Consider the following 23,418-nt stretch of genomic DNA (forward strand, 5'->3'; position numbering starts at 1 on the left):
TCGGGCTGGTGGTGTCTCGCCGCAACACAAAGCCGGTTAGGATCCCCCCTCCCCCCCCCCCCCCCCCCCCCCTCCTCTCCCCTCCCCCCCCCCCCCCCCGCCCCCCCCCCCCCCGGGAGGGGACCGGATCGGGTCAGGGCTTGGGCAGGGTGCATCCCTGGCGCTCGAGGTCGACGGTGTTGCCGGCGCCGATGCATCCGGTGATCGCCGCGGTCTGGGTGGCGTATCCGCGTCCCCGGTGGACCGTGGTGCCCGTCTCGTCGATCTCGCACGGATTGTTCAGTTCGCACGTCCCGCCGTCACGGTTGCTGGTGCTGTTCACCGCGACGAGCTCCCCGGTCTCGGTATCGACGACGGCTGAACCCGAGCTGCCAGGCTGAGTGTTGCACTCCTTCGCGTACCGGATCGCATGGGTCGATGTGTAGTCGCCTTCCTTGAGCGTCGGAACCACGGCCTCGGCCCGGCACGACCAGACACTCTCCAGGTGACTCGACGCCACCTTGATCCCCTGCCCGGCGACAGGGCCGGTCGAAGCCAACGGGAACGCCTCGATCCCGTACTTCTGCCGGATGTCCGCGTACGTGGCATCCAGCTCTGCCAGCGCGATGTCGGTTCCGGTCATCGTCGCGTAGACGACCCGCCCCGTCACCGGCCCGAGTTCGCGGCCCGCCGGGCTCATCACGCTGCCTTCGATCGGGGCGCCCGGTCCGGTGATCACCTCACCCGGCTTCGGCCGTCCCTCGGGGTGGCAGTGCCCGTTCGTGAGCAGCAGCGCCTTGTCCTCGTCGCGGGCGGTGCGGGGGCGGACCAGCGAAGCGGAGCAGTTCGGGAGCTTCACGGTCCCCGCCAGATTGCCGGCAGGTCCGGGGGGACCGGTCTCCTCGGCGGGGAAACCGGGGCAGCTCCCCTTCGCCGGCGTGCCGTCCCGGAAGAAGTCCACCACCTTGGAGCCACATGCGAGTTCGTTGGACTTCATGGTGGAATGCGTCGCATCCGTGACGGTCAGCAGCGATCCGCCGATCTTCTTGTGCATCATCTTCGCCCACACGTAGGGTGTGACGGTTTCGAACTCGTGGCCGGACATCTGCAGTCGGCTCTTGCCGGGCTTCAGGTCCCACGGCTTGCCCGCCGGCCAGCCGGCGCAGTACGTGATGGGCTGGTCGTTGAAGTCCGCAGAGAACGGGTACTTCGCCTGCCGCTCCTTCCTCATCCTGACGAGATCGGCATAGGTCCGGCCGTCGGCGCTCGCATTGCACATGAAGGCGTCATGGGTGAAACCGTAATTGTGCCCCATCTCTCCGAGGCCGAAGGACTTCCGCTTCCCGTCCTTCTGCTGGGGGACGGCCTTGCCTGCCCCCTCATTCCGCAGTTCCAGCAGCTTTGCGGCGGATCGCTCCCACCGGTCCGGTATGGCTTCCAGGTTGGGGTCGAGGAAGGTGGCGAACTCGTCCCTTCCCACCTTCGTCTGCAACGCCTTCAGCGCGGATTCGACCTTCTTGGGCGAGTTCCCGAAGTGGTACGTCGCATCCTTGCCGGCCAGCCATGCGAAGAACTGCCGGTACCCGGCATGGTAGTGCGCGACCTCTGCGGTGACCGCTGCGTTCTGGCCGACCGGGGACATGATCGAGTCCAGCCACATCCGGTCGACACGGCTGTCGAACATGGAGCGGTAGACCGCGCCCAGCGCCGTTCCGCCGGAATTGCCGTAGAAGTTCATCGTGCGGAAGCCCAGCACCTGCCGGACGCGGTCCATGTCTCGGGACGCGTTTTCCATGCTGATGGAGAGCGCCAGCTCCCGGTCCTTGGCGATGCATTGGCGCTTCGCGTCCGCCTCACGCTCGAAGGCCTCCCTCTCGCTCTCCCCCTCCCGGAAATCGGGCGTGTCGCAGGAGATCTGGGCGCTGTAGCCCGTACCCCGCGTATCGATACCGATGAAGTCCCATTCCTTGTTCATCGGCGCCAGCCGGCTGCTGAGCAGACCGTACGGGGACGGCGTGCCGGCCAGGCCGGGTCCCCCGGGGTTGCCGAACAGGGCCCCCGTGCGCTTTCCGGTGGCCTTGATCCTGCTCACCGCGATGGTGATCTTCCTGCCCGCAGGCTTGGCGTAGTCCACCGGAACGGGAATGAGCGCGCATTCGCTGCGGCTGTCGTCGCGATTCCAGTCCGCCGCCGCGTCCCGGCAGAGCTCCCACTTCACGCGTTCCGGGGTGGCACTTGGAGCCGCAGCGGCGGGAACGGCTGCCAGGGACATCAGCGAGGCGGCGACGCTGATTCCGACGGCAATCGATGGGACGGTCACATACCGCAAGATGATCTGCACCTCTTCGGTGGGAAACGGCGACTTCGTCTGTCATGGAAGCGACCCAGCAGACATCTCGTCGTGCCGGCGCCTCCTCACACAGGCGGCAGACAGGAGACGACTCCCCCTGCGCCGCTGCTGGACAAGACTCGCCGCCGAAGGTCGCAGCCGTCCGTCGATGATGTTTCAACCAGCACGCGGTGGAGTTCGAAAAGCACGGCAGGCCACGGGAAATGGCGCGACCCGCCCGCACGAGGTGGTGTTGCGGTGCGCAGCCTTGCCCGAGTGAACCGGGACCGTGCGCATCGTGGTCTGCCGCCGCCGGCTCCCGACACCCGTCCGGCCGCTCCTGATCTGCCGATCGGTGGATACGGCCCGTACCCGGAGCGGTTGAGTAAGCAGGTCGAAGGCGTGATCCGGCGGTTCCGCTCCAGTCATCACTGGCGGGAGACGCCGGCCGAGTGAGGCCCTGGGCCACCGTCCACAGACGCTTCCGCCTCTGGCGGGACCGTGGTGGAGTCCAAGTTGACCAGCGACAGATCAGCCCTCCTGCTCCTGCGCCGGAGTCTTCACCGCCCTGCTGGAGGGCCTGACCGCCCAAGGGCCGTCGCCGCAAGGGGCGCGGTCAGGGCTTGCGCGCCACCGCTCCGTACATGGCGATGGCCCCGTCGTCGATGCCGGCCTGCTCGGGACCGGGCCGCCACTTGTGGACCTGCGCCACGCCGGGGCCGACCAGCTCCAGCCCGTCGAAGAGCGAGGTGGCCGTGGCCAGGTCGCGCAGGACCATGGGCATCCCCTGGCGCTCGTACTCCTCGGCCACCCGGCCGACCTCCGCCGGTGCGAAGTCCGCCGTGCCGACGGTCATGGCGAGATGGCTGCCCGACGGCAGGGGGTCCAGGAGTCGCCGCACCAGGTGCCGGTCGTCCGGCTCCAGGATGAAGTGCAGAATTCCGATGATCATCAACCCGACCGGCTCGCCGAGATCGATCAGGGAGCGGAACTGCTCGCTGTCCAGGATGGCGTCGGGGTCGTGCATGTCGGCGTCCACGTACGCGGTCGCCCCCTCCGGCGAGCTCTGGAGGAGGGCGCGGGCGTGGGCGAGGACGATCGGGTCGTTGTCGACGTACACCACGTGGGAGGACGGGATCTCGCGCTGGACCACCTCGTGGAGGTTGGGAGCGGTCGGCAGCCCCGTCCCGATGTCCAGGTACTGGCGGATGCCCCGCTCCCGCGCCAGATAGCGGCCGGCCCGGTGCATGAACCGCCGGTTCTCCTTCATGTGGACGGGCAGCGCCGGCCAGTGCCGGCACATGGCGTCACCGGCCTCCGCGTCCACGGGGTAGTGGTCCTTGCCGCCGAGGATGTAGTCGTACACCCGCGCCGAGTGGGCCGTGGACGTGTCGATCCGACCGGACGCGCCGTGCATGTTCCGCTCCGTCTTCCGTGGTTCTGGCTGGTCGTTCCAGGTGGGTGCCGGGGCCCGGCCCGCCCGCGGCCCCTCCGCCGTGTGCACGGGGGAGGGGCGCGGGCGGGCCGGACCGCCGGCCGGGTTCTCCGGGGCGCCCGTACCGGCTGCTCAGCCGGTGCAGGTCACCTTGAGCGCGGAGATCGCGTGGTGCTCGTAGTTGCTGTCCTGGCCCCGGTCGTGCAGCCGTACGGAGAGCTTCTTGGCGTCGACCGGGAAGGTGCCCGGCACGTTGTACCACGTGCCCTTGCGGTTCTGCTGGTTGACGTAGTAGGAGCCGACCAGGTTGCTCGTCCGGGGCAGGAAGCGGTCGTACACGGTGTAGTAGCTCGGGTTGCCGCCGACCCGCACGATGTTGGAACTGCCCGGCACATGAACGGAGATGCTGCACTTGCGGGCGCTGGCCGGCAGGTCGAACAGCCAGGTCGCCGATCCGCCCGAGTCCTTGGAGGAGTAGCCGGACATGGGCATGGACAGGTACTTCCCCGCACAGCCGTAACCACCGAAGCCGCCGCTGTGGGTGGCCCACCCCTCCTTGCCGTCGCTGTAGTAACCCGACTTCTGGAAGCGCTGGGTGGGGCACTCCGGTCCGGACACGCCGCTGTACACCACGGTGGGCGTCGACTTGGGCGCCGAGTCGGCCGCGGGGGCCTTCGTCGGGGTCTTCGAGCCGGTGTCGGCGGGGGGCTTGGCGCCGGAACCGCTCTTGTCCGCCGTGCCGGGCGCTCCCGCGGTGCTGTCCTTGGCGCCGTCCCGCGTGCCGCCGGGGGTCCTGGTGTCCTTGGCGCCCTTGGTCCCGACCTCGGTCGACCCGTTCGCGGGCTTCTTCCCGTCCTTCGTCTCCGCGGGCCTGCGCTCGCCGCCGGCGTCCGCGCGCACGTGGTTGGCGGGGCCCTTGTCGCCGCGGGGCGCGGTGGCGCCGGCCCCCGACTTGCCGCCGCCGACGGGCCGTACGCCCTGGGGGCGGTCGGGGTCGGTGCCGGGGACGTAACCGCCCTCCTGGCCCGCCTCCTTCCACGCCGCAGCCGCCTCGCGGCGCTCCGGCCCGGCCTCGTCCCCCTGGGCCCCCGCCACGACGAACGGCGCGCCGAGGAGCAGCGCTCCGGCGAAGGCGGCCGCCACCACCATGGGGCGCGAGACCCGGCCGGGGCGCTCCGGGGCCCCGCCCTCCGTGGCCGTGGCGCTGCCGGGCGGGCCGGCCGACGCCGTGGCGGAGACGGTGGCCGTGGCGGTGGTGGCGGCACCGGCCGTGGCGGCGGCGGCCGGTTCGGCCGCGCTCCCGGTGGAGGCGGCGGCCGCGGCCGCCGCCTCCGCGGAAGCCGTCGTCCCGGACGCGGCGGACGGCGGCGTGCTCGGCGCGGCGGCGGTCTCCGTCGCGCCGGAAGGGGCCGCGGAGGCGTCGTCCGCCGCGGCCGTGGCGGCGGTGGTGGTGGCGGCCACCGAGGCCGTGCCGGACGCCGGAGCCGCCTCGTCGCGGGCGACCGCCGTTTCCTCGCCGTCCGGCCCGCTCTCGGGCTCGGCGGTGGTCCTGCCGATGGAGACCCCGACCGCGTGCGCCGACGCCGGGGCCCCGGCCGCCCGCTCCCCGGCCTCCGCCGGGCCGGAGGCGGACGAGGTCGGCGTCCGGGCGCCGCCGTCCCCGTCGCCGGTCACCGACGTGTCCCCGCCCTGCGTCGCCGTCCGGGACGACGGCGCGGACGGAGCGCCTATGCTCCCCGGACCCGCGCCCTGCGCGCCGTCCGGAGCCGTCTCCCCCGAGGCCGCGCCCCGGCCGTCGCCGGGCTCACTCTCCCCGCTGGACCGCTGTTGCTTCACGGATCGCCCCTCTTTCCCTGCCATGGACTCTCTTCGTCCTCTTCGATTGCCGCGGGGCGGGTTCGGTTCCCCCCTGCGCCGAGCAATATGACGTGGCGTCACGGCTGCTCGTAGGCCTGGTTCTCGCTCTCGGGCGTCAGCCAGTCCAGGGTTTCGTGGAAGCGCCTCCCCTGGCCCTGGAAGTAGGCGAACTCGCCGCGCGCCGGGGCCTCCACCCCGAACTCCTTGAGCAGGTGATCGCTGAGCACCTGGAGCAGGGGGAACGGCCCCGAGGCCGCCGCGCCCGCGTACTTCATCTCCTCGGCGTCCGTGAGCAGGGGGAGTCTGTCGACGACCTTCTTGATGAGCCGGTCGATGAAGGACGCGTCCTTCTGCGCGACGATGAAGTGGTTGCCGTAACCGCCGGTGTCGAGCAGGTGGTCGACCGCTCGGCGGACCCGCTCCTCGGCCGTCGTCGCCTGGGTGGCGCCATCCTCCGCCGCGACCTCCTTGAGGACCGCGTCCAGCCCCTTCTGGTCACGGAGGAGCGGGCCGAGCACCGGCACGTCGTTCTGCCGGAGCCGGGGGGCTTCCTGGGCCGAGAACTCGAAGCTTCCGGGGCCCAGGTCCACGTCGGCGTACACCCCGCCGTGCTCCTTCAGGATGCTGTACCGCGCCAGGTCGGAGGCGAACGGATACGCCTGGACGTCGCCCGCGGGGTCGGTGGCGATCTCGAAGGCGTCCTTGAGGTCCCCATGGATGACGGGCTCGAGCGGCATCCGTATGAGCCCCCTCGTGAACTTGATCTTCAACAGCGTCGTGGGGCTCAGCTTCGTCCGGGAGTCCGTCCACAGGTTCACCGTCCAGTTGGCCTTGTGGGCCTTGGCGGCCCACAGGGTGATGTTCGTCAGCGCGGCCGCGGGGAGGTCCTTGCCGAGCCAGATGAAGTGGAGCTGCCTCGGGACGGGGGGAGCGGCGTCGATGGACGCCATCAACTCGGTCTCGAGCGCCCGCAGATCCGCCAGGTAGGGCGGCGGAGGGGTCAACGCCTCCAACCGGTGCAGCATGAGCCGCATCGCGTCGTAGTCCCTCTTGACATGCGAGGTGATGATGTACGCGCGCACCCCCTGGGCGTCGTCGGCGCCCAGCTCCCGCAGGGTCGCGCCGGCTCCGTCGCCCTCCTTGAAGGTGATGTTCAGCGGTCGTCCGAGGGCCGGCTGGACGACGGGCGCCTCGGCCTGCGCGGGTGGCGCGGGTTCCGTCTGCTCGGTCTCCGCGTCGCTCGGAGCCAGGTGGTCGGCGACCGCCTGCTCCGCGCTGCTGGACGAGGCGGAGTTGAGGGTGGCGAAGATCATGTCCGAGAACGAGACGGTGTGCGGCTCCGCTTCCGTCCGCGGGGCGGGGGGCGAAGCGGCGTCCGTCTCCACCCCGTCGTCCGCCGGGGCCCGCGCGCCGCCCCGCTGTGCGACGGGGCCGTCGTCGGCCTGGCGTGCCGCCGGGTCGTCGCTCAGGGAGTTGACCCGTGTGCGCATGGGGCGGAAGCGGGTTCTGTCCTCGCCGCCCTGCGTACCGAAGGCGTCCTTCACATAGGAGTTGAAGAGGATGACCTGGAGGTCGCGTTCGTAGACCTCGTCCAGTGCCCGCTTCTGCTCCTCGTCGATCTTCCGCTGCTTCGTCCTCCATTCGTCGGTGTCGGGCACCCTGGGGAGGTTGTCGAAGTCTGCCTGGGTCCGCACCGTGTACGTCTTCACGTGCTTCAGCCCGTTGCGCGTCTCACCGGGAGCCGCCGTGTAGACGAGGACGTCCAGGCTGCCGATCCTGCCCTCTTCGATCCGCTTCTTGGCCTCGGGCCACTCCGTGGTGGTGAGGACGCTGCTGTCGTGGATTCCGTCCAGCACGTGCGCGGTGACCCGGTGCGTGAGGCCCTGGGCGTAGGTACGGGACAACTGGTGCCACAGTTCGCCCATGGTCGGGGAGTCGTCCCAGCGGGGGAGCCCGAAGGCGAGGCCGTTGAAGATGTAGCCCTGGACCGACGATTCCAAGGTCACGCCGGCTCCGACGTAGCCTGCGCTGACCGCTTCGGCCGCGCCCATCTTCGACCAGATCTGGCCGTGTTCGGCCGCGGCCGCGGCGCGCGTCGCCACAATGTCCCCGAACCCCGCTGTGTCCTGCTGCTGGATGAACCACATGTAGTTCAGTTGGTGGCCCAGCACCTCATCGGACTGGAAGCCCTTCATGATCGCGGCGACGGCGGACCGGTCGACCTCGTTCCTGCCCTTGTGCCCGGCCAGGGCCATGTCCAGGTCCGCCTCGACGGTCCTCAGCCAGGAAGCCACGCCCTGACGGAACTCCTCGTTCCCGGCCAACGGCCTGATGCCGTTGATCCGGTTCCAGAGTTCTTCCCTCTGCTGGTGGAAGTCCTCTCTCGCTTTCAGCGCGACCTCTTCGTCCGCTTGCCTGGACGACGTGGACGCGTCCTGGGGGGCCGCGTGGGACACGCCGGTCGCCTCCGCCACGGGCGACGGTCCGGCGGGCGGCTGGTTCGTCAGCAGCTCGTCCGGGCTCCGCAGCGGGTCGGGGCCGTTCAGAGGCTTCGTCACGCCGCCGGCGACCGCGTCGCCGTCCTCGGCTCCCTGCTTGAGCAGGGCGTCCAGTGCGTCGGTCTCGAACGCGGTCACCCACTGGCCCTGGCGTCCGGTCGTCCGGTCCTGGAGCAGGGCCAGTACGCCGGTGGCCCCGCCCGCGGCTCCGGCCGGCGGCATCGCGTGGCCGACCGCGACGTCGGGGGCGTACCAGCGGCGCCCCGGCACCGCCCGTGCGGCGTCCTTGATGACGCTCCCGCCGTCCGTGGCGCGGGTGGCCGCGGTGTCGCAGGCCACGAGGACCACCGGGGCGGGGGGCTGGTCCGGGTCCGTGAGCGTTTCCATGAACCGCGCGAACTGGGCGCCGTCCACCTCCAGGGGGAGGCCGCCGTCCACGTGGAGCTTGACGCCGTGCTGGGAGCCGTGGGCGTCGAAGAAGATCGGCTTGGGCGTCTGCTGCCCGGTCGGGGCCCCGGCGCCGGCGCCGGCCCGCCAGGGCACGGTGCGGGGTGCCGCCGCGTCCTCGGGCACGGGGACGAACGTCTTCTCGCCCGCCGCCCGGTAGGCCCGGTAGGAGGTCTGGTCGGCCCGGTAGTTCGCGTAGAAGTCCCGGCGCGGCGCCCAGTCCTTGTCACTGTGCGACGCGTATCCGATGACCTCGCCCTTGGCGTCCTTGATGGTCCGCAGGCTCCGCCGCATCTCCTCGTAGGAGACCTTCCGGCCGTCCCTGCCGACGAGTTCGTCCTTCGGCGCGCCGCCGGGCTGCTCCAGCCCGTCGACCACCGGGTCGAAGCCGGCCAGCAGGGTCCCGTCGTTCGACAGCAGACCGCTGCTCGAGCCGGACCTGCCGCTGCCCCACCGGATGGACCCCTTCAGATTCTTTACGGAGTCGCCCAGGCGTTTGGTCAGCGTCGCCTTTCGGGCCGGGGCGGATGCCGTCGCTGGGGCCTCCTGGTTCTCGCTCTCGGGGGTCACCCATTCCAGACGCGTCCAGTCCGCCCACTTGTCCAACGGAACGCGGTACTTGTTGGGCGGCGGCGCCAGGGCGCCCTTCTTCGCGGTCCCCGGAATCGCGGGCGGGAAGTTCTTGGCGTGCTCGTCGAACTGCCGCACGAGGAAGTTCGGGCCTGTGTAGCCGGCCACGTTCTTCGACTGCATGGCCGCCAGGAGGAGGCCCTTGGCCAGCTTGTCCTTGACGGTGGCGTCCGGCAGGTTGTCGAGAACCTGTCTCAGGAAGCGGCTGCGGGGGTGCGCGACGATGAAGTGGTTGCCGAACTCCCCCTGCCCGTAGACGTTCACGGCGGCCTGATGGATTTGCTCCTGGGAGGGCTTGGGCGCGGTCTCCGGGAGGCGGAGAGCCTTGCGCACGCTGCCCTCGTCCTGGAGCAGAGGTCCGAACATCGGCAGGGTGTCGTCACCCTGCGGCATCCGCACGCCCTCGGGACGCAGCACTACCTCGCCCGGACCGAGGTCGACGTCGAGGTAGACCCCGCCGTGCTGGTAGAGGAGGGCGTAGCGGGCGACGTCGGAGGCCATCGCGTAACTGCTCTCCTTGAGGGCGGTGTCGAACAGCTTCTTCACCCTGGAGGGGATCTGCGCCGCCTCGTCCGTCTTCTTGCTCTTGGTGAACAGGCCGCCCTTCTTGTCGCTGGTGAACAGGCTGTCGACGTGGCCGTGCTCCAGGACGCCCGCGGTCTCCATCTTCTGCAGGAACGCCTCATTGGCCTGCCGGCCGCCGTCGTCCGTCCAGATCTTCAGCTTCCACTGCGACGTCTGCGCCTTGTCCGCCCACGCCGTGATGTTGTTGAGGGCGTCGTCCTTGAGTTCTCCGCCCAGCCAGATGAAGTTGAGCTGCTTGGGCACCGTGGCGTCCTGGCCGGTGCCGGCGCCGAAGTAGTAGGTCGCGCCTTCACCGCGCTCCTTGAGGAGCCGCGCGGCCAAGACGCTCTGCTCGGGGACCGGCTGGACCGGGTGCTCGGTGATCTCGGACTGGACCGGGTGCTCGGTGATCTCGGACTGGACCGGGTGCTCGGTGATCTTGGAGGAGTTCTGCGGGGCGTCCTCCGTGTCGGCGTTGAGCAGCAGGTCGTCCGTGGCGGAGGGCACGGCCAGCCGGTACCGGTCGTCCGCGCGGTGCAGCACCACGTCCGACCGGGCGCCCGCCGCCGCGTCCGTGCCGGGAGGGACGAACGTCAGGTGGTTCAGGTCCGACTGGACCACGGTGACCGGCACGCCGAGGACGCGGGCCGCGAGCAGGGCGGCCAGGTCTCCGGCGGAGTGGTTCCAGCCCGCGTCCTTGCGGTCGCCGATCTGCTGGTCCCCGGAGCGCAGCAGGGTGGTCCGGGCCAGCTCCATGCGCTGGTCGACGGTCAGCCGGGCGGCCACGGTGTCCGGGAGGCGGTGGCGCGAGGCGGTGTGCTCGGCGGCCTCCGCCGGGCTGAGCACGATGCCGGCGTCGGCCAGCTCCCGTGCGGTGAACCGCTCTTGGGGGTCGATCGCGAGGAACGGGGCGAGCTCGTCGCGGTCCGCCGCCAGGCGGTCGGCCAGGCGCTGCTTGAGGTGCTGGACGTCGGCGGCGGAGAGGTCCCGGCCCCGCGCGTGGAGCCCCAACTCGGCGAGGAGCCCCGGATGGGCGCGCCGGACCGCGTCGAGGAGGGCCCGGTGGAAGCTCGTGCCGAGATCGACGTGCACGGGCCCCGTGGACGGCGGGTCCAGGAGTTCGAGGACACGGCCGTCCGGCGACTTCAGGGAGACCGGCCGCCCCTCGGCGTCCTCGCCCTGGGAGGTGTACGGGTCCGGGGCGGTGGTCGCGTCGGCCGGCCGGACGTAGCCCTCGGGTTCCGGCACGGGGTGCCAGGGGGCGACGACCAGGGGGGCGCTGCCCTCGGTCCGCGGGGCGGTGGTCCGGGGCTGGGCCTGGGTCTGGCTCTGGGCCTGCGCTTGGACCTGGGGCTGCGCCTGCGCTTGGGTCTGTGCCTGCGCCTGGGTCTGCGCCTGTGCCTGTGTCTGCGCTTGGGCCTGGGCTTGGGTCTGCGCCTGCGCTTGGGTCTGCGCGTGCCGCGCCGCCGCGTCCACCGCCGAGAAGTTCGTCTGCACCAGGCCGAGTTCGCGGTAGTGCGCGGTGAGGTCCGCCACCGCCTTGTCGTACGCCGACCGCGCGTCGCGGACGGCGGTGTCGACCGCGTCGAACCGCCCCGAGGTCGCCTTCCGCGCTCGGGCCTCCCGGAGCTGGGCGGCGTCCAGGTCGTTCCGGGCGGCCCGGACGGTCTCCAGCGACGCCCGGTAGGCGGCGTCCGCCGTCCGCAGGCGCTGCGCCCAACCCGCCGCCTTGGCCTGTTCCCGGCGTACGGCGTCCGTCTCCGACAGCGGCGCCGTGTCGTGCAGCCAGAACTCCGTGCGGGCGTGGACGTCCTCCGGCGTGAACAGGTGCGACGGCCCGGCGAGGTCGTCGGCGGGGGCCGCGTGGGGCTCCGCGCCGTCGAGGAGGTCGGCGAGCGGCGGGTAGCCGGTGACCGTGTCGGGCGCCTCGCCTGTGGTCGTGGTCGTGGTCGCGGGCGGCTCGGTCCACGGGACCGGCGGCGTGCCGGAGGGGCGGTCGCCGGTGATCGTGTAGTACTCGACCGCCTTCCAGGCCGCCTCGGAGGCCCCCGCGAGGCGCCCCTCGGCGGTGGCGAGGTCGCGGCGGTGGTTGACCAGGTCCTGGTGGGCCTCGGCGTACCGGGTGCGGGCCGAGGCCAGCCGCTGCCGCGCCGCGGCCACGTCCGCGGCGCTGGACTCCGCGGTCTCCAGCAGGTGCTGGAGCTCCGTCCGGGAGGAGGAGACCTCGGCGTCGAGCGCGCGCAGGCGCCGCTCGGTCGCCTCTGCCTTCTGGGCGGCCGCGGTGTACTTCTTGGTCTGCGCCTTGACGACGTCCGCGGCGGCCTCGACCTCGGGGGGCAGCAGTCCGTGCTCGCGGGCGACGTCGAACGACACCCACATGGTCACGCCGTCCCGCACGGTGTGCTCGACGGTGGCCGGCGTCCGGGAGCCGGACTGGAACGCGGAGGGGACGAACGGGAGGTCCCCGATGCGGTGGGTGGCCTTCGCCGTCTGGACCACGTGCAGCGGCGCCTGGATGAGCACCGCGCCCCCGGCGAAGGGCTTGAGCGTGGTCAGGGCGGAGGTCCTGCGGTCGGCCGCGCCGCCCGCCGCGTCCGAGTCCGCCCAGCCCGGCACGGCCGCCGTGGACTGGACCACGGGCTGTGCGTGGAAGCCCGGACCCGCGGTGATGCCGGGCGTGTGGGAGTCGGTCGTGTCGCCCGTGTACGTGTCGTTGTCCGAGGTCCGCCGGCTGCCGCCGAGCCCCGCCTGCGGGTCCACCGCCAGCAGGCGGGCCTGGGACAGGTCGACGTCCGCGGTGATCTTCAGGGTCGCGTCCGTCCCGCCGACCGTCGAGGCGGTGTCGTGCAGCGTGACGGTCAGGCTGTCGCGGATCATCTGCGGCAGGTAGGCGCTCAGCACGTCGGTGCTGACGCCTCCCTTCAGGGCCTCGCCGGCCGGGGTGCCGGGCTTCGTCAGCGCGGTCTTCCGCACGTAGCGGCCCCGGCTGTCGGTGGGCATGGCCGTGGCGGGGCCGCCCTTGGCGCCGCGCCCCTTGACGGCGACGTCGACGGCGTACGCGGCGGCGTCCCGCAGGGCGGTGATGCCGCCGACCGTGGTGACGACGACGCTCTCCGGGCCGGCGGCGAACAGCTTCTTGCCCGCCGTGCCGCGCTCCCGCAGCGCCATGGCCTGCTGCTGGTCCGGCGGGAGCAGCATCGGGCGCGCCGTCTGCCCGGGCGCCTGCCGCGGGGCGGTGGCCGGCTGCGCGGTCGTCTCCGGTCGGGCGAGGCTCAGGGGCAGCACCACCTCGGCGTCGCCGACCGGGTACGTGTGCGTCACCACCGTGCCGTCGGGCAGCTCCAGGGTGAAGGTGACGTCGAACGTCGTACGGCTGGAGACCACCGGCCCCTCGAAGGCCACCTGGGCGCTGACGGCGTCGGTGACCGCGTGGGCCAGGGAGGACGAACGGGCGGACCCGACCCGGTCGTCGAAGGTGACGCCGCCGTTGCGGACCACGGGCTGGTTCTGGGTCATGGGCATGACGCCGACCCGGTACCCGGCCTCGTACCCCCGTGCCAGCTTCTCCGTGACGGTCTCCGCCGTGGACGTGGGCCGGGTGATCGTGGGCTTCACGTCGTGGCGCAGCGCGCCGGGGGTGGAGCCGGACCGGCTCAGGGTCACGGTGAGGCTGGCGTCCTTGGACGGGCCGATCTTGTTCCGGGCCAGGCGCAGGGAGGCGCCGCCGTTCTCCATGCCCGTCTGGAGCGCGCGCATACCGGACGGGGACAGCGCGGTCATCTGCCGCGCCAGGCCGCCGAGCTGGTCGGCGAGCAGGCTCTTGGGGCCGAGCCAGCTCTTGTGCTGGGGCAGAGCCTTCAGCAGGCGGTCGGTGAAGGCCTTGACCGCCGGGGCCATGTCGATGCGGCCGACCGTGAGCGTGCCGTGGGCGGCCGCGCCGGTGGGGTTGAAGAGCTGCGAGGCCGGCGGCGGGGTGAGGCCGTCGTCGAAGAGCCCGGCCTTCCTGGCCTCGGCGAGCGGCACCCATACGAGCACGCCGTCGGGGATTTCCACGATCCGGCCCTGCGGCGCCCGCCCGCGCGCCAGTTCCATGGGCCCCTGGAGCAGCCCGGAGGGCTGGGAGCGGGCCGCGAGGTGCCAGGCCACGTCGGCGCTGACCAGGGCCATCGGCCCGGTGTACTGCACGGTGTGCGCCGGGTTCGCGGAGAAGGTCTCGGCCTCGGTTTTGGTCGAGGTGCGCTGGAACGGCGTCCAGGTGAGGCCGTAGGTGCCCGCCGTCTCGTACGCGTCGGTGTGCTTGGCCCGGAACGCGCCCAGCAGGGAGAAGGTGTGGCTGCGGACCTGGGCGACCGAGTGCCCGGCCCCGCTGGTGCCCGAACCGATGTGGGAGAGGGCCAGGTCGCTGGAGTCGACGACGGCGACGACGCGCGGCCGGCGCATCTCGGGCCAGGCGCTGACCGACGCGGTGATGTCGGTGACGGCCGTCCGCCCGAAGAGGTCGCTGACGTGCTTGCCCGTCTGCGCCGCGTCGCTGAAGTCCGCCTCGTTGCGGCCGACGGCGAACGCCTCGGCCAGGGCGCCGGAGGCGGGCGTCCCGTCGGTCCCGTAGACCCAGGAGTTGCCGGAGACGGAGGCGAGCAGTTCCTTGAGGTGGTGCTGCACGAGCTGGGGCGAGGTGACGCTCTGCACGGAGTGCAGCCCGTCGAAGAGCGCGTGGGGCGTCCACGCGTCGGTGGGGACGGGCTTGCCGGAGGAGAGCAGCTCGGCCGTGGCCGGGTCCATCGGCACGAACGCCGGGAGGGTCGCCGGCCGGGTGACGGGCAGGGCGGACGGCACGGACAGCGACGCGGGCACGGCGAGGGTGACCCGGCCGGTGACGGGGGCCTGCGCGGCCGCCCCGCCGTCCTGCTGCCCGGTGTTCAGGACGTCGACGCTCCCGGCGGTCTGCTTCACGAACCACCGGGTGCTGAGCAGTTCGCCGGTCAGGGTCCGCGCGATCTGGCGCGGCCGGGTGAAGCTGGTGGCCTCCGCGGTGAAGGCCAGGTCGTACGACCACAGGTGCTGCGACCCGGTGCTGGTGAGGCCGCCGTCCGGGGTCACCGTCGGGCCGTACGTCATGCCGTAGGCGGTCTGCTTGCCGTACCGGTAGCCGACGGTGCCGGCGCCGCCGAAGCGCTCCAGCCCGGTCAGCCCCACGTCGACCCCGGCCGTCCAGCCGTGCGTCCGGGTCGTCGCGCTGTCCGCGCGGCGGGTCGACAGGACGTTGTTGGCCAGGCCCAGGTCGTGGTGGGTGCCCATGAACCGGCGGTCCGTCGCCCGGGCGCGCACGGTGACCACGACGTACCGCTTGTTGACGGTGTCGAGCCGTTCCAACTGGATGCGCAGTCCGGTGCTGGTCAGGCGGTCGAGCGAGCCCTCCAGCACGGTGCGGGTGAGCGCCTGCCGCAGGAGGTGGGTGTTGCGCACCGCGTTGTTGTACGTCCGGTCGCTGCCGCGGTCGCCGGTGGCCGCGGCGTCCGACCGGGGCGGGAGCACGAGGTCGGGGTAGGCCCGGTGCAGGCCCTCCTGGATGCGGTCGACCAGGTGGTCCGCGAGCGAGGTGTGGGGCTGGGCCGCCTGCGTGTCGCCGGTCGGCGCGAGGTCCACGACCGCGTGCAGGCCGAACGTCGCCGGGTTCGACGGGGTCAGGTATGCCGGGGCGGGGGGCGCCTCGGCGTCCGGCAGGGGCGTGATGCCGTCGTCCCAGCCCGCCAGCCTGCGGGCGTCGGCCCGCGGGAGCTGCACGGTGGCGGTGAGGAACGAGCCGTTCCCGGCCGGGGGGTTCCCGCCGGTCTGCTGCCCGGTCTGCCCGGTCGTCTGCGCCGGGACCGGCGCGGGCGACTCCCAGGCGCCGCCCTGCCGGCGCAGCTCCAGGCGGAAGCGGACGTCGTAGAGCCCCGAGTGGCCGCGGCTGTTGAGCGTCCGCACGGACTCGGCCGTGTTGCCGCTGTAGCTGCTCTCCGCGCGCTGGGTCGTCAGACCGCCCGCCGCGGCCACCTGGAGGTTCAGGGAGCCCGTGGTCGGGAGCAGCGAGAACTGGGGGCCGACCGTGAGCCCGACCCCGGCGCCCTGGGTGTTCTTCTTCTCCGTGGTGCCGGTGGAGCGCTGGGCGTCGGCCTTCTTGACCTCGGTCTTGTCGGACGCCTGGACCAGGGTGGCGTCGATGGGGGTCAGCCGCAGCTCGACGGAGCCCAGTGACCGGCCGCCCAGGCCGGCGAAGAGCGGTGCGGTGACCACCGTCTCCCCGGAGCTCTGCGCGATCATGGTGCGCAGGCTCTCGTCCCCGAACAGGTCGGCCAGTTGGCGGCGGAGGAAGCTGCCGGGGACCGCCTCGGGGAAGTTCCTGAGCGCCCAGTCCAGCAGCCGGGTCTCCGTGCTGACGCTCAGCGGTGCGAACAGGTGCGGCCGGGCGCCGGGAGCGAAGGTGAAGGCGGTGGGCAGCCGGTCCGGGATCGCCGGGTCGGTGACGCTGTCCGGGACCCGCCAGGTGACGCCGTCCTGGATGCGGAAGCGCGTCCGGTCGGCGGCCCGGGGCTGCTGCTGGTTCGCGGGCCGCTCGCGGCCCTTCTTGTCCCAGACGCGCGACGACTCGACGACGACGTGCAGGTCGCTCGCGTGGAGGTGGCTGCCGTCCTTGCCGACCGCCGTCACGCTGCTCTGGGCGCGGTTCTCCTGGGTGTACGTGTAGGCGGCCTCCATGCGCTTCCCGCTGAGGGTCACCGACCCGAACGCGCCGACGGGCGTCCCGGCGGGACCGATCGGGACCGCCAGCCCGAAGGCACGGGAGGTGGAGAGGGTCTTGGTCTCCGTCGCGCCGGGGCGGGTGCGGAGTTCGGTCTCGACCTTGACGGGTGCGTCGGTGGCCTTGGCCTTGGCCTCGGTCTTCGTCTTGGCCGTGGACGCGTCCTTCGCGGAGGTGTCGGTGGCGGGCGCGTCGGTCTTCGCGGCGTCCTTCGCCGGCGCGTCCTTCGCCGGCGCGTCCTTCGCCGGCGCGTCGGTCGCGGGCGCGTCCGTCGTGGCCGGCACGGTCGTGGAGGTGTCGGGCGCGGCCCCGGTCGTCTTCGGCGTGCCGGTCTTCGGCGCGGTGGTGTCGGGCGCGTCGGTCTTGGGGGCGGTCGTGGAGCCCTCCGTCTGCGGGTCCGTCGCCTTCGGCGTGGTCGGGACGTCCCCGTTCTTGGCGGCGTCCTTGCCGCCGTCCTTCGCCGGTACGGCCTCCGTCGCGTCGTCCTCGGGGGCCAGCGGCGCGGGCTCGGCGAAGCGACGCCAGTTCCCGTAGCTCTCCAGCGAGAGGGATATCTCGCGGTGGCCGCCGTCCAGGGTCGGCAGGACGAAGGTGCGCGGGGTCAGCAGGGTGTGCGGGCTCTGGGTGAGGACGAGCTTCACCTGGTCGAGCCCGTCGGGGTGCAGGCGCCACCGCATCATGAGGGAGTCGGCCAGCCGGTCGACGCCGCGCAGGGTGATCCGGCCGTGCCCGTGCCCCTGCATGGACGTGGGCAGCATCGCGTTGTCGTCGAACGTGACGAACGCGTCGGACCGCGGCGCGGGCAGCGGCTCCACGCCCTCGCTCAGCAGCGGAGGGGCGAGGGCCACCACCTTCTCCACCTTCACGCCGGGGTTCTCGATCCGGCGGTACACCTCGTCGCGCAGGGCCTCCTGGGTCGTCAGGTCCGGGCGGTCCCGGCGCACGCGGTACATCCGCCGCTCGAACTCGTCCGCCGAGAGGGCGTTGAGCGCCTTGTCACGGGCCGAGAGCTGCTGCTGCGCGTCCGACGGACCGGCCGGCTGGTCGCCGCCACCGGCCGGGCCGTCCTTGGCCGGGTCGTCCTTCGGCTCGTCGCTCTCCTTGGCGGGGTCGTCCTTCGGCTCGTCGCTCTCCTTGGCGGGGCCGTCCTTCGGCTCGTCGCTCTCCTTGGCGGGGCCGTCCTTCGGCTCGTCGCTCTCCTTGGCCGGGTCGTCCTTCGGCTTGTCGCTCTCCTTGGCCGGGCTCGCGGCGTCATGGGGGACGGAGACCACGGAATCGGCGTCGTCGTCCGTCGTCCGGTCGGACGCGGCGTCCGTGTCGCGGTCGCCGCCCTGGCCGGTCCCGTCGTCGGACGAGTGGTCGGACGAGTCGTCCGACGAGTGGTCGGACGGCTCGTCGGCCTTCGGCCCGGCGGTCTTGTCGGAGGCGTCATCGGACATGCGAGGGGCCTCGCCGGCCGGTTCGGAATCCACAGGCGTACGGGTGTCGTCCCCGGTCTCCGTGCGTACGCGACGACGCTCCGACGACGGCAGGTCGTCGCGGTCCCGTCCGGGGCCGCCGCCGTCCTTCTCCTGGGACTTCGCCGCGTCGTTCCGTTGCCGCGGAGCCTCCAGCACCTGCTCGCCCGGTGCCGCCGGGGCGCGCCGGTCCCGTTCGGGACCGGTCGGGCGCGGGGTCTTCCCCGCGTCGCCAGCGCCCTGGTCGGCGTTGGTCTTGGGGGCCGGGGCCGGGGCCGGGGCCGGTGCCGGGGCCGGGTGCGGCCCGGCGGTCGGCGGTCCGGTCTTCGCGGGGCCGGATGCGTCGGCCAGGTCGGTGTCCGGCGCGTCCGCGCCCTTCTCCGGCACGGCGTCGTCCGTCGTGGGCGCGTCGGCCCCCTCGGAGCCGGCGGCCAGGCTCCGCAGGCGCTCCACGAGGGTACGGGCGTCCCGAGCGGCCTGGGCGCGCGTCTCCTCGGGCAGCTTGTCGAGCGAGCGGTCGATACGCCGGTCGAGGTCGCGCAGGCGGTCCGGAGCGCGCAGTTCCTGCTCCAGGCGCTCCCGTCCCTCACGCCGCAGCTCCGCCGTCTCCGCGTCGTAGTCGTCGAGGACCCGGTCGACGGCCTGCGGGTCGTCCCCGGCCTCGTCCAGCCTGCTCTGCCACGCCGCGCGGCGCTCCGGGCTGCGCCGCGCCCCCTCGGGGCCGCCCTCCGAGACGGCCGTCAGGCGGCGGTCGCGCTCCACTTGCGCCATCCGCTCGGCGTGTTCCCGCTCGACGGCCCGCTTCGCCGCGTCGTCCTCGGCCCGCGCGTGCCGGTCCGCCCACTGCTGCTGTTCCTCGCGCGACAGCCCGGTGTGGTCCGTGCCCTCGTGCAGCTTCTCCAGCCGGTCCTCCAGGGACGCCGGGGCGTTCTCCGCGTCGGAGTCGCCCGACCGGTCGCCGGCGGGGGCGTCGTCGGCGTCGGAGCCGTTCCGCGGCGGGGGCGGCGGCTGCGGGGCGTCCGGCTGGGGGCCGCCCGCGCCCAGGTCGTCCAACCTCTGCTGGAGGGCGGCCAGATCCGCCTCGCCACTGAGGGTCTTCGTACGGCGCTCGTACTGGGCGTCCAGGTCGCTTCCGCGCTCCGGCCCCTCGAACCGGGCCTTCCAGGCCGCCAGTTCCTTGTCGGACGCCCCCAACTCCCGCAATGTCGTGAGCCGCTGCGCCGTCTCCAGCTCCGCCTGGTAGCCGGCCAGCACCTCCCGCAACTCTTCGGTGGTCGCCGCCCGGTCCCGGCGGTCCTCCCATGCGAGGAACCGCTCGCGGTCCATGCCCGCCGCCTCGGCGTCGTCCCACCGGCTGTCGGCGAGCCGCTTGCGCATCGCCTCGGGGGAGTTGTCGGCGCTGGTCCTCAGCTCGGCCCCGAGGGCGCCGAGGCGGTGCTCGAAATCGTCCAGCAACTGGGTCGTACGCCGCGGGTCGCCGCCCAGGGCCGCCTCCTCGATGGCGAGGGCGTGGCGCAGCCACTCCGTACGGCGCATCCCCAACTGCGCGGCGCGCTGCTCGTATCCGCCGTCCATGTGGCGGCGGAACTGCTGGAGGCGTTCACCGAGGCCGTGCAGGGCGACGAGGTCGCTCAGCTCCCGCAGGCCCTCGGCGGCCTCGGCGTGCCGGCCGGCCCGTGCGTCGTCCTGGATCCGCTGGCTCAGCCGCTGCCGCGTCTCCTGGTCGACGCCCACCCGCCGCGCGTCCGACAGCAGGGCGTCGGTCTCCCGCTGCACATCCCTGACCAGCTTGCGCTGCTCGGCGGAGGTCAGGGCCTCGGGCACGTCGGGCAGGTCCCGCAGCAGCGGGTCGTCGGCGAGGGCGCTCGCTTCCTCCAGGCGCGCCAGCAGCGCGTCGAGGTCGTCGCCGTCGTCGAAGCCGTCGCGGAAGGGCAGCTCGTCCAGCGACTCGGTACGGGGAGGGGCCGGCGAGTCGTCCGTGACCGGTGCCTGCCCGTCGCCCTCGCTCTCGGTCCGCGCCGCGTCCGGCACGTCGCCGGGCCGCCCCTGCGGGACGTCCGGGAGCACCAGGTCCGACGCGTCCCCGGTGTGGGGCTGCGCGCCGGGCCTGTGCCGGGGGACGTCGGGCAGGTCGAGGTCCGTCTCGCCCCCGGCGAGCGGCCGGCTGCCGGGAGGACCCTGCGGGACGTCGGGATAGGGCGTGCCGGGTCCGTCCGGGTTCCTGCCCGCGGGGGAGTGCGGTCGCGAACCGGCGGGGGCGTTGGTGGAGTTCGGGGCCGTGGAGAGGGTCGGCACGGGGCGCGGCGGAGCCGCCGCGCCGCCCGCGACGCTGTGCGGGAGCGCGGCCCCGTCGCCGTCGGAATCCGTCGCCGTGGCGTCGGACTTCGAGGGGGCCAGGCCCTCCTCCACCAGGGCGGCGCGGTACTGCTCCCGGAGTTCGTCGACCCGTGCGGGCCTGCCGTGGTCGTCGGAGCCGCCCTCGCGCAGCTTCGCCAGCCGGGCGGCGAGGTCGGAGTCCGAGACGCCGGAGTCCTGCCGGCTCTTGAGCCGGTCCAGGCGGTCCTGGAGGCGGCGGTCGGGGTCGTTCGGGGCCCGGTTCGCCTGCTCCGAGTCGCCGGAGCGGCTGGACGGCGTCGTCGCCGATCCGTCGTCCGGCGTCTGCGTGAGGTCGTGGCGCGGCACCGGGGGGAGGTCCGAGAGAAGCCGCTCGACGTCCGGCGTGAGCACGGGGCCCAGCGGGGTGTCGGGGACCGGGGGCGCGTCCGCGAGCAGTTGCTCCGCGTCCGGTGACGGCTTGGGGCCGAGCGGGGAGTCGGGCAGCGGGGGCAGGTTCGCGAGGTCCGCGAGCAGTTGCTCCGCGTCCGGTGACGGCTTGGAGCCGAGCGGGGAGTCGGGCAGCGGGGGCAGGTTCGCGAGGTCCGCGAGCAGTTGCTCCGCGTCCGGTGACGGCTTGGAGCCGAGCGGGGAGTCCGGCAGCGGAGGCAGATGCGTCAGGGGGGAGTCCGGGGCCGCGAGGTCCTGCGGCGCGTTCTCGTGGACCTGGTCCAGGGGAGGCAGCGGGTCCGGCACGTCCGGCAGCCTGTTCCACAGCAGGTCCGTCTCGGACAGCGCGTCCGGCGGCACGGGGGGCTCGGGCGTGGGGGGCACGGGGACCGGGTCGGGGGAGCCGGTGGCGGTGTCGGTGCTGCCGGAGCGGTCGGTGGTGTTCGGGCCGGTGGCCCCGTTCGGGTTGGTCGTGGTGCCGTCGCCGTCGGGGGTCCTGCCGTTGCTCGGGGCGTCGCCGTTGCTCGGGAGGTCCGACCCGCCCGAGCTGGTGGCGAAGGAGGGGGCGGACGCCGTGGGCACGTCGTACGGGGCGGCGTTCCCGTCCCCGTCGTCGCCCCCGTACAGCGTCCCGCTGTCCGAGAGGTCGTCCACGTCCAGGTAGTACAGGCTGTCGCCGTCCGAGGCGTCGTCGCCCCGCAGCGACGCGCTGTCCGTAAGGGAGTCCGTGAGCGTGCGGCCGTCGGTGTCGGACTTCGGGTCGGAGCCGTCGCGCACCGTCGTGCTCGACTCGGTGCTGGGCCTCGGCGCGGCGGTCGGCGGGGCCGGGGCGTCGGACGAGAAGGCCGGGGGGCGCGGCGGCGCGGCGGCCGGGGGACCCTGGACCATGTTGTGCACGGACTGGAAGCCGTAGGCCACCCCGCGGCCCAGGACGCCGCCAGCCGCGCCCGCGGCCGCCGTCCAGCCGCTGACCGTGAACTGGTGCTCGGGCCCGAAGATCAGGTTGTACATGCCCTCGGTGACCACGGCGTGGGCCGAATCGCCGGCGACCTCGCCGACGAAGTTGCCGATGTGGAAGCCCATGTTCCCGCCGACGGTCCGGACGAACGAGCCGGGCAGGTCGTGGGAGAGCGCCCGTACGCCGTTCTCCCCCAGCTCCTTCGCGAACGGCTTGACCGCGTCGTCCAGCGCGTGGGTCAGCCCCTGCCAGTCGGCCTTGCCGGCCCAGTTCTTGACCAGTGCCTCGCCGTACTCGCGGCCCAGGTTCCGAGCGGTCTCATTGCCGAGGGCCTCCCCGAGGCTCTTCTCGAAGGCGTTCGCGAAGTCCTTGACGACCTCCCGGCCGACCGCCCCGGCGGCCGCGCCGCGCGCGCCGTCCGCCCCCAGGTGGTTCAGGGACTCGTTGGTCCGGCCCATGATGTTGCCCAGGCGCTCGCCGAGCTCGCGCGCGGACCCCTCGGAGATCGTGTTGCCCGCCGCGCCCGCTCCGGTCCGCCCGCCGGCTCCGACCACCCCGTCGCCCGCGCCGCTGACGCCCTTGCCGAGACCCGCGCCCGCGCCACCGGTGCCGACGTCGCCGGCGGTCCCGAGCCCCTTGCCGAGCCCCGTACCGGCACTGCCTGCGCCCTTGCCCGCGCCTGCTCCTGCGCCTGCGCCCGCGCCTTTGCCCGCGCCGGCTCCTGCGCCGCCCGCGCCTTTGCCCGCGCCGGCTCCTGCGCCGCCGGCGCCTTTGCCCGCGCCGGCTCCTGCGCCGCCGGCGCCTTTGCCCGCGCCTGCTCCCGCGCCGCCTGCGCCCTTGCCCGCGCCTGCTCCCGCGCCCCTGCCGAGGCCGCCCGCGCCCTTGCCGGCGCCCGCTCCCGCGCCGCCCGCGCCCTTGCCACCCCCGGCCAGACCCTTGGCCAGCACGTTCCCCGCGTCGTTGCCGAGCAACTTGCCCAGCGCCTTGCCGCCCAGGGTGCCGAGCAGCTTGCCGAACGCGCCGCCCAGCAGAGCGAACGGGCCGCCGAGCACACCGCCGATGACCGCGAACTTGGCCGCGTCCGCGGTGAAGTTCGTGTTCCACTCCGTACGGTCGCCCCGACCCATCTGGGTGAGCTGGAGGATGGAGTCGAGCAGCAGGCCGCCGGCGAGGCCGGTGATGGTCTGCATGATGATCTGGCCCAGCAGGAACTTGAGGATCAGCATCGCCATGGCGCGGAACGCGGAGATCGCCGCGGCCGCCCAGATCTCCGACAGCCCGGCGGTCACCGGCATGAGCGCCTGGGCCAGGGCTATCTGCGCGACGAGCAGGGCCAGTTGGCCGAAGATCATCCACTTGGTGTACTCGATGTCCGCGGCGGTCTTGTGGGCGTTCTTCGACAGCTTCATGGCGTCCTCGTGCGCCCTGTCGAGAATGCTCTGGTTGCCGTTGGTCCGCTCGACGAACTGCCGCGCGTACGCCACGAACTTCGTCGCCGTCTCGCCCTCGAAGTCCTCGTCGACGCGGCTGACGACCTGCCGCAGAAGTTCCTCCACCTCTTGGAACTTCTCGGCCATCTGGCGATATTCGTCACTGACCAGCCGCAGGGTGTCCTCGTTCGCCTGCGGGAAGGGCATCCCGGTCAGGGTCTTGAGGAGTTTCCCCCACCCTTCGGAAACCTCGATCGCCATGGTGTGGTGCCGCGTCTTCGGAGTACGGC

At 73.0% G+C, this 23,418-nt stretch carries 4 protein-coding genes and 1 pseudogene; 1 reads left to right on the top strand and 4 read right to left on the bottom strand.

The window, feature by feature from the left end; all coding sequences use genetic code 11:
- Positions 1 to 133 precede the first annotated feature (133 nt).
- Positions 134 to 2,320, bottom strand: a complete 2,187-nt coding sequence (locus tag ACZ6EJ_RS14385; protein ID WP_469267240.1) for an alpha/beta fold hydrolase — start codon at positions 2,318 to 2,320, stop codon at positions 134 to 136.
- Positions 2,321 to 2,611: 291 nt separating this feature from the next.
- Between ACZ6EJ_RS14385 and ACZ6EJ_RS14390 the strand changes: the two are divergent.
- A pseudogene (locus ACZ6EJ_RS14390) lies at positions 2,612 to 2,903 on the top strand (transposase); the annotation flags it as partial.
- 21 nt (positions 2,904 to 2,924) lie between these two features.
- Here the strand turns inward: ACZ6EJ_RS14390 and ACZ6EJ_RS14395 are convergent.
- From ACZ6EJ_RS14395 to ACZ6EJ_RS14405, 3 genes are all read right to left on the bottom strand, one after another.
- Positions 2,925 to 3,725 carry an SAM-dependent methyltransferase gene (locus ACZ6EJ_RS14395; protein ID WP_469267241.1) on the bottom strand — a complete coding sequence of 267 codons (801 nt, stop codon included), beginning with the start codon at positions 3,723 to 3,725 and terminating at the stop codon, positions 2,925 to 2,927.
- Positions 3,726 to 3,875: 150 nt separating this feature from the next.
- A complete protein-coding gene (locus ACZ6EJ_RS14400; RefSeq protein ID WP_469267242.1) occupies positions 3,876 to 5,579 on the bottom strand; it encodes a hypothetical protein in 1,704 nt (567 codons plus the stop codon).
- Between the two features lie 98 nt (positions 5,580 to 5,677).
- Entirely contained in the window at positions 5,678 to 23,389 is a 17,712-nt protein-coding gene (locus ACZ6EJ_RS14405; RefSeq protein WP_469267243.1) for a glycosyltransferase, read from the bottom strand.
- Positions 23,390 to 23,418 lie beyond the last annotated feature (29 nt).

Source organism: Streptomyces sp. NPDC041970, assembly GCF_055588985.1.